This is a genomic window from Bacillus sp. CH30_1T (assembly GCF_008364765.1).
GTDB lineage: Bacteria > Bacillota > Bacilli > Bacillales > Bacillaceae_B > Rossellomorea.
In genome coordinates, this window is the sequence record NZ_VTUY01000001.1 from 63,318 (window position 1) to 77,258 (window position 13,941).

The following is a 13,941-nucleotide window of genomic DNA, read 5'->3' on the forward strand; positions in this document are numbered from 1 at the left end:
TAAAGATTTTTCTACAGCTTTTTTATATTTCATCGACATGTAAATAAATAATAAATATTTGTGTCATATTAAAATGTAAAGTTCCCTATATGAGGTGATATGATGGAATATACATTACAAATATTAAAAATTTTAGGACGAATTGTCACCATTTTGCCACTAGCACTATTTGCAACACTTTATATGGGAAAACGCTCCATAGGTGAATTGCCGGTGTTTGATTTTTTAGTCATTTTAACTTTGGGTGCTGTAGTTGGCGCTGATATTGCAGACCCAAAGATTAATCATATATATACAGCGATTGCGGTTATTGCAATAGCTTTACTACAGAAATTAGTTGCAACTTGGAAAATCAAAAATCGTAAAATAGGCCGTTTGTTAACATTTGAACCTACAATGGTTATTTATCAAGGACAATTTTTAGTGAGCAAAATGAAAAAAATACAGTATCCTATTGATACCATTTTACAGATGTTAAGAGAACAAAAAATTTTTAATGTACAGGGTGTTGAATTAGCTATAGTTGAAGCAAATGGAAATTTATCTGTTAAATTGTATCCTGAAAAGGAAGTTGCACGCGTCGAACATATTCTACCAAAACCGAATGTACCTAATAAGGGAATTGATGTACCAGTAGTTATTGAAGGAGAGATTTATGAAAAGGTCCTATATTCAAGGAATTTAAATGAATCATGGCTTTATGAGGAGTTAGAAAGAAAAAATATTTTCGATGTAAAGGATGTCTTTTATGCTGCTGTTAACGATATGAATGAACTACATGTAAGCATAAAAAACACAAATAATCTTCAAAACCTTCCACCTATTCTACACTAGCTTGAAAAGGCAGGTTTTGAAGTTTTATATTTCTAATTATAAAAATCTGACTATAAATGGGGTTTTATGTAGCTTCTTATTCAATAACATTGCCCTTTAACGGAACAACTATATTGTCACTCCACAGGTGACAAACTTGACCTCACTCATTACAACATAAGGAATCGATGAATGATTCCAGAATTGCTTTACATTTTCAACGATTATTCCATTTTTCGTCTATATTCAATCTTAATATATCCACATAATCATCTTCTTGATAATCTCGAACCACAACTGCTTGTCCGTTTAGGGTCAGTTCCATAAGTATCTCCTTCTTTTATAACGTATGACATCAAATATATCATTTAAAATACTCCATGTTTCATACTTATTCCTGATACTCGTTTAAGATCATTAATGTTGTATTATAAAACTAAAGTAGCACTCGTTACTTCAAGAAGCACCAAATAATTAAGCTATATGTACAACGAAAATTATCAATGTTTTTTTCGAAGGTTCTCAAAAAACACAATTCTATTTGCGAATGGGTCTTTAACGGTAACCTCCTGAGTATTCCAAGGCATTGTTTCGATACCAGGACGGGAATTTTTATATTTCTTTGAAATAAGGTTTGAATGGAGTAACTTTATGTTTTCTACTTCAATTCTGATTGCTGCTCCTGGACAGCAATCTCCGTGATGCTCTGAAAGATGAATAATACAATTTTCATAAGATATTTGCATGTATAAAGGCATACCATCAGCAAATCGATGTTCCCAATCTAACTTAAATTCCAAAAATGATAAATAAAATTCTTTGGCTTTTTCCTCATCGAAAATACGCAGGATTGGAGTAGGGCTTTTCATATTTAATTTAGATGTACTCATTATATCATCACCTTTTCTTAAATTTATTTTAGAACTACATTCCTCTACTCTTTTGTAGTTGAAATTACACTGTCTCTCACACGAGATCTTTATATATTCATTTTTCTTTCAAGAAAAGGTCTCTCTAAGTATGGTCTATAGAAGCATTTATAAAGCATATTAAAAACCTTGAAAAGCATAAAAAGCTAATCAAGGTTCTCGTATATTAAATCTTTCTTTAATCCTTTCTAATTGTTCTTCTACTTCTGATTTATCTTGGGGGTAATCTTTAAGATAACGAACACAATCTTCTCTTAAATATTTAAAGAATGCCGGATAATCTAAAATAATTTCTTGGTCTTCTTCTACTGCAGGCCGATCAATGTAATAAGCTATACCTTCTTTACCAAAATAATCTTCTTCCCACTCTTCATAATAGTCAGCAAACACAAACCTCGCATATTCGGTACCATATCCTTCACCATTCGCATAACTTCTTAAGATTCGTAAAAATTTACCGTCTCCCATATGGTGATAGAAATAACTAATCAATTTTCTATTCATATCTTCCACGTTGCTTCCAACTCCTTCATCAATTAATCCAGGGTAGGGAAGAAATTTGATATTTCTCCTGATTCATTAATAAAGCCTCTAAATTGGAGTCCGTTAGAGGAAACACCTGTTATCTCTCTCCCAGCGCCAACGACCTTACCATTTTTCATGGCTTCCTCTCCCCATTTTAGCATCTGTTCGTCTGATATGATGTTTGGGTCGTAAACTGTTTTTGGATGGGAAACATTCTTAAGCTCCCCAGGTATTAGCTTTCCTTCCATGTCTAGTTTAGGTAAGCCATATTCTATTTCATACACTCCCTCGATGGAAGGGTGCTTTCTTTTTGAAATAATACACTCCTCTAAATCCCATCCTTTCCCTTTAAATGCCTTTTCGAAATTATTGAGATTATGTCCTCCAACTACGCCCTTACCTTTTTTCCTAACAATATCTACTACTTCCCATAAATGTTTATCATATCCTGGTTTAAAAGTAATATTTTTAGTTGTTTCCTTATTTTCTTTAGAATCATCTTCACTATTACCGTTCTTATTTGTTTCCTTATTTTCTTCAGATTTATCTTTCCCTCTATCGTTCTTATTCTCTGGATCTTCTTCCTGGTGATCTTTTTTCCCAGAGGAATTTTGGTCATGGTCATGATTATTGTTACTTTTACTTTTCTTGCCTGTGAACGATTCAATGATCTTTTTTAAATAAGGTTTTAATTTCGATGAAACTGAGTCACCTAGTTTTACAAGAGCTTTCCCAAAAGGAATTCGACTTAACAGTGCACCGATTCCCAGTGCAAGAGCCGTTTCTGGCGTAAGATATTTTTTAGGATTGCGGATGATGTCTGCAATCTGACTTCCGCCTGCTGCAATTCCGATTCCAGTCGATACGGCACCTATTGCCGACCAGAATCCTAATAACGGGAACGTTAAAGCAAATGCTCCAAGGACAATCAAACTTTTTTCCAAACCAGACAAACCATTCCACCAGTTTTGCAGATTATCAAATAAACAGGCAATACAAGCTTCGGGGCCATTGGCAGTAACTCCCCATTCAGTTAGAAACATAGTTGAGAATAATGCTACAAAGACAACGATTAAAGCTTTGTAGTACTTCTGAATATTTGCTTCTATGCCTGATAAAAGTTCCCTTGCTTCTGTTTTACCGTGTAACAAGGTAAATCCCAGTTCTCTCCGTTCTCGATAAAAAAGTAGCATGTATCCAAAACGCTGTCTTTCCTCAAAAACACATCTGAATAAATTCCACATTTCAGAAACAGGATTAATCAAGGTTTCCCCATCCAGCATAGGAATCTTCGCTCTTACTCGGTTCAATTCCCAATAATCGATGAGTAACGCAGCACTGAGCATCATTAAAAATACCGGTTTTGCCGCATATCCGCTTCCTAATAAATCATGAATTCCGGTTAACCAATCCGGAGCATTGTAACTAGCATTCCATATTGCGTGATCAAAAATGGCCCAAACCAAAAGGATAACAGGAAAAATAAATGTAGACCGTTTTAATTTACTTTTATACCTCACTGCTAACCCGATTCCTAACGTTACCATAGCGGTGAGCAACGAATGTCCTGCAGACATTTTATCAGGGAAAAAGCCCTCCTCAAAATAGCCTGGAAATAGTGTAAATAAATCCCAATGGAGTACTTTCCCTCCAAATAGTGTCACACCATATTCGAAAATACCTCCAGAAATAAACCGACGAGTGGTTTCCTCCAAAAATTGAAAACCAGCTCCCGTTGCCGCTCCAATAAGCGCATAATCGCTTAAACTCAATGTGGAAGCACGTCGTGACAAAAACAGATAAACTCCAATGGGGATCAGTTTTAACACTTCTTCAGAAATCGGGGTTAAAAATGCTTGACTCCATACATCTTGTTCCCTCCCACCGAAAGTAGCCGTAATGAAACGGACGATAAAAGAATTCAAAGGTACGATTAACCATGCCCCCGCCAAAAAGAAATAGGTGTACTTCTTCCAAGTTAAAGTTTTACTGCGACATAACAACCAAAATTGCAAAATGACGTAAAATGACCACAAAAACTGGACAAACATTTTTCTGGAGTCTTCCATAAAAATTAAGCTTAGTACGAACGCACATAGCGATATCCAAGAAAAAATCGTAAAGAGCCGTAAAATGAATGGATGGTTCTGAATAAATTCATTCCAAAAGTGAAAGAAAGACTCGAGTATCTTCCTTAAACTCACTTTAAAATTTTTAACCTGACTCGTCATATTGCTCAACTCCGATGCAGTATTTTTTCACTCCTGCATGATTTAAATAAAATTTTTTATGATAACCGCTGCTTCCGATTTCATACTATACCCCAATTCACCAATAATTGGAATAGGTCGAATATTATAAATATTTTTAACGATAGTATCGTTGTTCCTATGTCAATATCAAAAAAAGGGGACATAAACAATAATGTTTGATTACGCAATTGATTTGTAAATATAGGGAGGTAAAAAACTTAAAGACAACAACATCAGGGTTTTGTAACCGTCAGATAACTTTGAACACTTTTTGTTAAATTGAAGTGAACACTTTACTGGAATTTGAACTTGCACATTTTCACTTTACATAGAGCCTCTACAGGCAAGATCATGAGTCATGAAGTCAGATGTACCAAGGTATCTGGCTCATCCGAAGTAGGCAATCATGCCCACCTCTCCAAATAAAGTGCACGTCCCTACTAGAAAATAGTGCTCAGTCTTATTCAGTATTTTCAGGTAAGAAAGTGTTCAGCTACTTGGCGGTTACAGGTTTTAGTGGATAAAATCGAGGCTATGGATGGATTATTTGTTGATAGATACCTTGGTGGTGATGTAGCCTTTCAATAAAGTTTGATTAAATTAACTCTATAAACCTTAATTAAAGAGCAAAAAGGATTGTGTTTTGAGAAAAAATTTGATGATTTTCTACGTATGTTGTTCCACAATCTGGCCCGTTTGATGAATAAAAAAAATCCTATAATTTCAATACAGGATTTTGTACGAACATTATTTCTTTATCAAGATCTAACTCGCAAAAAGTGAAACATATTAGTAGTCTTCAGCTTTTGCTCCTATTTAAACAGTAGTGCCCAATGAAAATAGGGCAATCGCCAAGTCAAAAATGGCGACCGATTCCTGTTGTTAACATGGTTTTCAAGAAAACCTAACTAACAAAAAATCAGGTGAGCGCCACCTGATTTTTTGTCATATTTCTGCTATTTGATATATTCTTTACTGGCTAATACATTGGAAATCACATCAGTTGGAATGGTAAATTCACAAACTCCCATATACCCTGGTGCGACTTCGTATTTATTGAATACGATAACAAGTTTTCCTTTATCGTTAATATAAAAGCTTTGATCTTTGGCAATGGTTTTAAAGCCCAATTCACCATCCAGCCAATAAAATTTGTCGGGGTTTGCTTCCATTTGACTCCTCATCTGTTCCTTAATATTTTCGTTTATCAGGTTAATATAACTATCATCCTTAAATAAACTTGGCAAGGTTATCAAAAGTTCATTCTTCTTGTCGATCGTATCATAGGTATATTCGGAGTAAGAATTCACCGTGCTTACAACATATCTGCCTATAGCAAGAATTTGATCATTGTCAGTTTTGATATCATATCCGCTTTCTACACCCAGATGACCTCCGCCATTCTCCTTTACTGATTCCATTTCCTCCATAAAATCTTTGTATAGTTTTTTACTTTCTTCCAGGTATTTTTTGTTCAAGGTGGATTCTAATGTTTTATTTTCCATATTCGTAATGACAGGTACTTTTATTTCCGTTTTGGCAGTTCCCTCATCAACTTTCAATTCTGTAAAAGTTATCACCTTAACGAGTGAGCCAAAAATAGGTACTCCTGATAAGGTATTTGCAAGGCTTGGACTCGCATTAACCCCTGTGATGAATATCAGAACCGCTGCTCCGACCCCAATAAGACGCTTCATCATGTTCACATTTCTTTTCTTTTTTTGCTTGAGGGCTTTTTTCACGATGAAATCCAATTCATCTGGGATAGGTGTATTCTTATATTCTTTTCTCAAAGCTTCCAATTTCTTGTCCATTATACTAATTCCCCCTCGGCAATGATGATCCGTAATAATTTTAATCCCCTGTAAAGCCGTGATTTCACTGTATTAATATTTTCATCCATTATTTCCGCTATTTCCTCCAATTTTAAATCTTCAAAAAAGCGAAGAATAATAACGGTTTTGTACTGAGTGGGTAATTCATCCAAAGTATTGTAAAGGTCAATGTCATGGTATGCATCTACTTTTCCCTGACTTAAAAAGTCAATCATTTGATCATCCACAAGGGTGATTTTCTTTTGTTTTCTTAAAAAATCAATCGACGTGCGAACGACAATTTTATAAAACCAACTTTTAATCGATCCTGATTTTTGAATGGTATCGATAGAGAGAAGTGCTTTTTTTATTGATTCCTGGACGATATCCAATGCATCCTCTTGATTTTTTACATAACTGAACGCCAAACGATAAAAATCCTCTTTGTGATCATTCATACAGGTGACGAATAGTTCATTCACATCTTTTTTCTTCATTAGTTCAAAGAGCCCCTTTTTGCAAAATACTTTATTTTTATAAGCTATTCAAAGTTTAGACGAAGAAACGTCATTAAAAAGTTTCATTCGCATATTTGAGAATTCGGTCCACCATTAAAAAAATTCTGGGTTTGACAATTAGACCATCCTATTCTATCTCTTTAAGCAAACTATGTTGAATAGAAAATAATGTATTTTTTTATTATTTCTTTATCTTTTTTATGAAACTAAATGATTGGGTGTTCACGTCTATTCACGGGAATGATTTTTGCTCCTCTACCGTAATTTTAAATTTCATGACAACCATGAGGAGCAGTATAGATTATTGGAGGAATAAATTATGTCAGGCAAAACACCAAATCACCGTTATATCCATGGATTGGATGGACTTAGAGCTTTAGCTGTACTATTTGTTATTGCTTATCATTTGAACTTCAGTTGGGCTAGGGGAGGGTTCCTCGGAGTAAATATCTTTTTCGTTTTATCAGGATACTTAATCACGTCGATCATGTTGCCGGCACAAGGGCAGCGATTTACAATTAATTTGCGTGATTTTTGGATTGGACGTATGAAGCGTCTACTTCCGGCAGCCTATGTCATGATTTTGCTTACTATCATTTGGGTGACGTTATTTAACAGAGAGCTTCTTCATACAGTAAGAGGAGATGCAATCTCTTCTATTTTTTATACAAGTAATTGGTGGTTTATCTTTCATGAAGTTTCATATTTTGATAGTTTTGGCTCCCCTTCACCGTTGAAGAATTTATGGTCATTAGCAATAGAGGAGCAATTTTATATCATTTGGCCGATTGTGTTGGCAATTGGTCTATACATATTTAATAAGCAAAGCAAGTTTGCGATTTATGTCTTTAGCGGTGCAATCTGTTCTGCCATGTTAATGTCTCTGCTCTATGAACCCGGGACCGATCCCAGTCGTGCTTACTACGGGACCGATACCCGTTCATTTGAACTGTTGATTGGCTGCTGGTTGGCTCTTGTTTGGCCAATGAAGAGACTCTCGTCCAAAAAGCTTTCTGTCAAGCTTCACAATACGCTGAATATAACAAGTATCATTTCATTGGTCATCTTCATTTTTTGCGTATTGTTTGTAGATGAATATCAGGTGTTTTTGTACAGGGGAGGCATGTTCCTGATTTGTATAAATGCTGCGATCCTGATCGCTTGTGTTTGTCATCCGGCAAGCCTATTAGGGAAATTACTCGCCTGGAAACCTCTATGCTGGATAGGTACAAGATCTTACGGAATCTACCTATGGCATTACCCAGTGATCGTGTTGAGCACTCCCGTTTATGAAATAGGAAATCCTGCATACTGGCGTGTCGGTTTGCAGCTAGCTGTTACATTCATCATTGCGGAACTGTCTTATCGTTTTATTGAAATGCCGATTCGAAAACATGGATTCCGATCATTTTTTCGGAGGTACTTTGTCATCAATAGGATAAAGTGGAGAAGCTTTTCTTTTGGCAGAAAGATAGTAACGGGGCTCACCCCTTTAGTCCTACTGGTGTTTATTACCGGGATCACGGGTATGGTAAAAGGTGAAGAACAAAAGGAAGTAATGGTGTCATATCCAGATAAAGTGAAAATAAGTGGTGAAGCGACTTCCGGCAGTAAAAATACCGATACGAATCAGGAAAGCACTGAGCATCCTTCACCAGGAACCGAACAGAACAAAGAAACACCCCAAAAGGAGAAAAGTGATATACCTCTAAATCAACCGTATACGGAAATACTGGCCATTGGAGATTCTGTTATGATAGATATTGCTCCAAACTTGCAAAAACTATTTCCTGACATTACGATTGATGCGAAAATTGGAAGACAAGTTTCACAAACTATCAAATTAGCCCCTGGTTATGCCGATTTTAATCATCCGGATAAAGCAGTCATCATTCAACTAGGAACAAATGGTTATTTTACTAATCATCAAATGGACACATTACTCAACGCTTTCTCGCAGGCTCATATTTATTTAGTCAATACACGTGTTCCGCGCTCCTGGGAAGGCAAAGTGAATCAAGCATTATATAAAAAATCTCAAGAGTATGAGAATGTTACGTTGATTGATTGGCATTCCGAAGCAATTGACCACCCAGAATATTTTGCAGCAGACGGTGTCCATTTGTTGCCAAAAGGAATTGAAACCTTAACAGATCTCATTAACCAATCTATCATTCATTTAGATTTAGAATAATTTTTGATCAAATTGATACGAATAACCTGAACAATATATTCGTATCAATTCTCCAGCCTCTCTCATAATAAGAAAAAGTCATTTGCAGAGTTCTATGATGTGGTGTGCCCCCCAAAAGTTAGAGTTTATTTTAAACAGCTATTTGGCTAGTGTGAAGACGGTGCTGAACCGGACTCACGCCAGCCAATTTTTGTTTACTCCGTTTCCTTGAGCTCTCATAACAAGTTTTTCATAATTCCACTTAATTTCGCTTATATTCTGGCTGATAGCTCCAGAAAAAGCAGGATATAAGACCTATATATCGAGGAATATAAGCCTTCCCAAAACCCCGATTGCCGATTGCTCTATTTATTAGGAAAATAATAAAAAGTGGTACGCACTTTTTTTCCGAATGAAAGGAGTTGATGGGGTTTTTTTGATGGCCAAACATGTTCTGTCACCATAATTGCCATTCCTGTAAATATCAAAGCATGTGTGACTAGCAAAGCTAGCTTCGGGTATTCTCAGCACCTATGAAACTACTAGATATGGAACATATTCACAAATTCTTTTTTTAGAGAAAGGGTTGATCCGAAATTGAATAAGAAATCTCTATTTCTATCTAAAGTAGTATCTACAAGTTTTATAGCGGTTAGCTTGATATTTTCTAGTGCTCTTCCGGCTTTTGGAGAACCTGCTGATCAAAGCAATATTACAAACGTAGAACTCTATCTACAGCATGTTACGAAGGAAGACAGAGACCGAATCCATAACAGCCAGGAATTTGGGGAAGAAAACAAATATCTCTCTCCTACTCTCGACACAGTAAGTAAAAAAGAAGTAAACATCATTGTTCAATTCGCCCAAGAGCCTGTTAAATTAGGAGTAAAAATGAGTGCTGAAAATGGAAAAACACTATCTCTTAGCGAGGCAAACAATAAAGTAGAGCAATCTCATCAAGATTTCAAGGGGAAAATAGGAAAAGCAAAAAAATCTATCCCTAGCCTAAATATCAAAAGAGAATATCGTCATGCCTTTAACGGTGTTTCAATGACAGTACCGGCTCATGAAGTACAAACGATTCTCTCCATGGATGGCGTAAATGCCATTTGGGAAGATAAGCAAGTAACAGTGGACCCACCTGTTACAGAAAATAATGAACAAACAAAAAGTGCCTCCCTTGCTCTAGATAGCATTTCCCATATCGGTGCAACAAAGCTTCATGAAGAAGGCATTACCGGAAAAGGCATAAAAGTTGGCGTTATTGACACCGGCATTGATTATACACATCCTGATTTAAAAGATGCATATAAGGGTGGATACGATTTTTTCAATAATGATATGGATCCGATGGAAACAACCTACGAAGATTGGAAAAAGTCCGGAGAGCTTGAAATACACCCTTTGAACGGATCAACATACTATACTGACCATGGAACTCATGTGTCTGGTACCATCGCTGGACAAGGAAAAAATGTGGCTGATTATGCAGTAACTGGGGTTGCACCAGGGGTGGAACTATATGCATATAAGGTGCTAGGCCCATACGGTTCAGGCTCATTAAGTACAATTATAGCAGGGATTGATCAAGCAGTAGAAGACGGTATGGATGTTATTAATCTCTCATTAGGAAGCCCATCTAATAATCCACTTGATCCGTCCTCTATTGCTATTAATAACGCTGTGCAGGCAGGAACTGTTGCTGTTATAGCTGCTGGAAACTCAGGTAGCGATTTGTATACTCTAGGCTCTCCAGGAACTTCAGCATTAGCTTTGACAGTGGGTGCAAGTGATTATTCTATTACTATTCCAACAGCAGAAGGAACGGTATCATCTAGCGACAATCTTTCGTTAACCAATTTACGATTACTTGCAAAAAACTACAACGATGATTTAACTACACTGAAAGATGAAGCACTTTCCATCGTTAACGTAGGGCTGGGCTCTGTATACGATTACTGGGGAAAAGATGTTAATGGCAAAATTGCACTGATCGCCCGTGGAAATATTAGTTTAAACGAAAAGGTTATGAATGCTAAAAATTATGGAGCAAAAGCAGTATTACTGTATAATGATAACCCCGAAGAAGGCCAAATCCCTTATTATCTAGGAGAAAGCTTTAAATTTATTCCTACTTTTTCACTTACGAATGAGCAAGGCTTGCAACTAGTAGAGCTTGTCAAGCAAGACAGCGCTACATTCACCCTCGATACAATTGGCGAGCTAAAAACAAACGGAGATACATTGGCTGACTTCAGCTCCCGCGGTCCTTCCAATAGAATTTATGATATTAAGCCCGAAGTCACCGCGCCAGGAGTAGCTGTGTATTCAAGTGTACCTGCTTACGTACATGGAGAAGAGCATCTAAATGATTATCAATATGCCTATCAAAGATTCTCTGGTACTTCCATGGCTGCACCACATGTAGCAGGAGCAGCAGCTCTACTCTTACAATCACACAAGGATTACAAGCCGGATGACGTAAAAGCTGCATTAATGAACACGGCTGACTCAATGCAGAAAGATTACAGCGTATTTGAAGTTGGTGCCGGAAGAATTGATGTGTATGAAGCCGTTCACTCTGATGTACAGGTGAAAGTTCATGATCAAACTCCAAGCATTATGGGTGATAAAGACATTACCATATCTGACGTTACAGGTGCTTTAAGCTTCGGACCACAGGTTATGAAAAAACGAAAGATAACCGATAATCGAAAACTAACCATTACCAATACAAGTAACCAAAGTAAAACATTTGATGTACAAGTGAAATTCAATCAAAACGTTCCAAGTGCAAAGGATGCAGCGAAAAATAAAGTGACGCTGGATGTACCAGAAACGATCATTGTAAAGCCAAACAAAACGCGTAAGCTAAAACCATCTATTCAAATTCCATCTGGGGCAGAGCTCGGCAATTATGAAGGGTACATCTATTTTACAAATAATGAAAATCCTGAGGAAGAATATCAAATCCCATTTGGATTGAAATATATGGAGGAAGGCGTTAATGAAGTAGATGCATATTTTAAATCCTTCACAACAAGACGTGATTATAACCATGGCTATATGGGTTATACTCCAATCCTATTTTCACTTAACAGTGCCATGGAAACTGTCGATATTATATTGAAAGACGCGAAAACAGGAAAAGCACTAGGTATAATGGATTCATGGCAAGGTTTCTTTCCAGAACATAATCTTTATGGGATTGAATTTGGATTTGTCGGTTTATATTTCCTATTTACAGGAAATCCGGATAACCCTGTTGCCTATGCAAAAAAGCTTGCTGGTCCAGGAAAATATGAAGTAGAAATTGTTGCTACGAATAGAGAAGGCAAAACGTTTAAAAAGTCGGATACATTTTTCATTGAAAATACTCTTCCTGAAGTAAACATGAAGCAATTAGGCGGGGTATATGAGGTAAATGAAGAAGGCATGACGATTAAAGGGAACATATACGACAAGCATGTAGACACGATGAAACGGAATGGGTTTGATTGGGATCAATCTTCCAAGACTATAGACAATAAGAGTAATAATGCAATTAATCTGATAAATCAAACGCAATACGCATCAACACCTCTTTCAATTGATAAAAATGGTAATTTCGAACTTAAAGCTGGACTGCTTGAAGGTAAAGATGTTACAAAGGTTACACTTCAAACATTCGATTATGCTATGAACGGAATGCAGAACCATCCTGATTTCACATACACACTCGTGAATCAAGGTCTGCCATATGCAAAGCTTGTTTCTAACAAAAACGATGCAAAATACGGAGAATCTGTAACTGTAACGCTAAGTGCACATCATATTGAAGATTTAACAGGTGGAGAGTTTACATTATCATTCCCTTCTGGCACATATGAGATGACAAATGTAGCTTTAAATAAAGAATTTACTGCATTTGCGGGGTCACATAACATGAAAGCTGACCTAACAGCAGGAGATGTTACTACTGAAGGTAGTCAAAGCAATATCACTTTAAACACCCGGATAACAGGCGAAGCAGTACAGCCTATTCCAAACTCTATGCCGTTAATCGATGTAACATTTAAAGTAAACGAACATCCAAGCAGCTATATCAAGTGGATTCAAAATATTGATGTAGTAAATGCAAAAGCATTCTCATTAAATCAAGAACCGGCATCCATTCAAGGATTTGGACAAGGAGTGAATATCGTTCCAACCGTATCTCAGCTTGAAGGAGGCATTCTTGCAGATGGCTTCTTAGATAAATGGGGCACTTGGTTAGACTACACTAAGGATTTTTCTAAAGCTGGTATGACTATTCAAGCAGTTGGAGAAGACAGGAAAAAGTATACGGGCGAGTTTAACAGCAGTGCTCGTTACTTTCTAAAAAATCTTCCAACAACAGATCAAGCATATGACATAACAGTGAAAATACCAGGCCACTTTGACCGGCATGTAACAGTAAGTGATTTAAATGATATGCATCATGGCGAATCGGTTGGCCGTATGACCTACATTTTCTACGCATCAGTAATGGGTGGAGATGTAAATAATGATAACGTGATTGATATTAAGGACGCAGTAGCAATCCAAAAACATTGGGGATCGAACGAACGGAGCGCAGACATCAATTTTGATGGTATGGTAGATGAGAAGGATATGCAGTTTGTACAGAAAAACTACTTAACGCAAAACCCAGATATACAAAAAGCGCCAAAAGCGAAAAAGGTTTATAAAGGAAAAAGATTGGAAGATATTTTGAAAGAACTAAACATTCAATAGCCTTATGTCTTTACAAGGGATATCTCAAAGTTGCGAGATATCCCTCTTATTATTGTGGAATACGGGAATTGCTGGCTCAGGAAATGGCTAACTATTCTTCCTGAATGAATTAAAAATGCGCGATTTCTAGTGCTTTATTCGTTTGGTTTGTTTTGGAATAGT

8 protein-coding genes are annotated in these 13,941 nt (G+C 36.6%); 3 read left to right on the plus strand and 5 right to left on the minus strand.

The window, feature by feature from the left end; translation table 11 throughout:
• Positions 1 to 99 precede the first annotated feature (99 nt).
• Positions 100 to 834 carry a DUF421 domain-containing protein gene (locus F0342_RS00305; protein WP_483861458.1) on the plus strand — a complete coding sequence of 245 codons (735 nt, stop codon included), beginning with the start codon at positions 100 to 102 and terminating at the stop codon, positions 832 to 834.
• A gap of 479 nt (positions 835 to 1,313) precedes the next feature.
• On the opposite strand, the gene F0342_RS00310 is transcribed toward F0342_RS00305, so the two are convergent.
• From F0342_RS00310 to F0342_RS00330, 5 genes are all read right to left on the minus strand, one after another.
• Positions 1,314 to 1,703, minus strand: a complete 390-nt coding sequence (locus tag F0342_RS00310) for a glyoxalase superfamily protein (RefSeq protein WP_149154079.1) — start codon at positions 1,701 to 1,703, stop codon at positions 1,314 to 1,316.
• 189 nt (positions 1,704 to 1,892) lie between these two features.
• The gene (cdiI, locus tag F0342_RS00315) at positions 1,893 to 2,246 is read right to left on the minus strand and encodes a ribonuclease toxin immunity protein CdiI (RefSeq protein WP_262481615.1); all 354 of its coding nucleotides are present in this window, start codon (positions 2,244 to 2,246) and stop codon (positions 1,893 to 1,895) included.
• 32 nt (positions 2,247 to 2,278) lie between these two features.
• On the minus strand, positions 2,279 to 4,498 hold the full coding sequence (locus tag F0342_RS00320; RefSeq protein ID WP_149154081.1) for a PrsW family glutamic-type intramembrane protease: 2,220 nt from the start codon (positions 4,496 to 4,498) through the stop codon (positions 2,279 to 2,281).
• Positions 4,499 to 5,475: 977 nt separating this feature from the next.
• Positions 5,476 to 6,333: an anti-sigma-V factor RsiV gene (rsiV, locus tag F0342_RS00325; RefSeq protein WP_188048340.1), complete on the minus strand. Its 858-nt coding sequence runs from the start codon at positions 6,331 to 6,333 to the stop codon at positions 5,476 to 5,478.
• Complete coding sequence (locus tag F0342_RS00330; RefSeq protein WP_149154083.1) at positions 6,333 to 6,830, minus strand: RNA polymerase sigma factor SigV; 498 nt, start codon at positions 6,828 to 6,830, stop codon at positions 6,333 to 6,335. The genes rsiV and F0342_RS00330 overlap by 1 nt, the downstream gene beginning before the upstream one ends.
• A gap of 340 nt (positions 6,831 to 7,170) precedes the next feature.
• On the opposite strand from F0342_RS00330, the gene F0342_RS00335 reads away from it, so the two are divergent.
• Together F0342_RS00335 and F0342_RS25595 are read left to right on the plus strand one after the other, a co-directional pair.
• A complete protein-coding gene (locus F0342_RS00335; RefSeq protein WP_149154084.1) occupies positions 7,171 to 9,045 on the plus strand; it encodes an acyltransferase family protein in 1,875 nt (624 codons plus the stop codon).
• 576 nt (positions 9,046 to 9,621) lie between these two features.
• A complete protein-coding gene (locus tag F0342_RS25595) occupies positions 9,622 to 13,779 on the plus strand; it encodes a S8 family serine peptidase (protein ID WP_149154085.1) in 4,158 nt (1,385 codons plus the stop codon).
• The last annotated feature ends 162 nt before the right edge of the window (positions 13,780 to 13,941 follow it).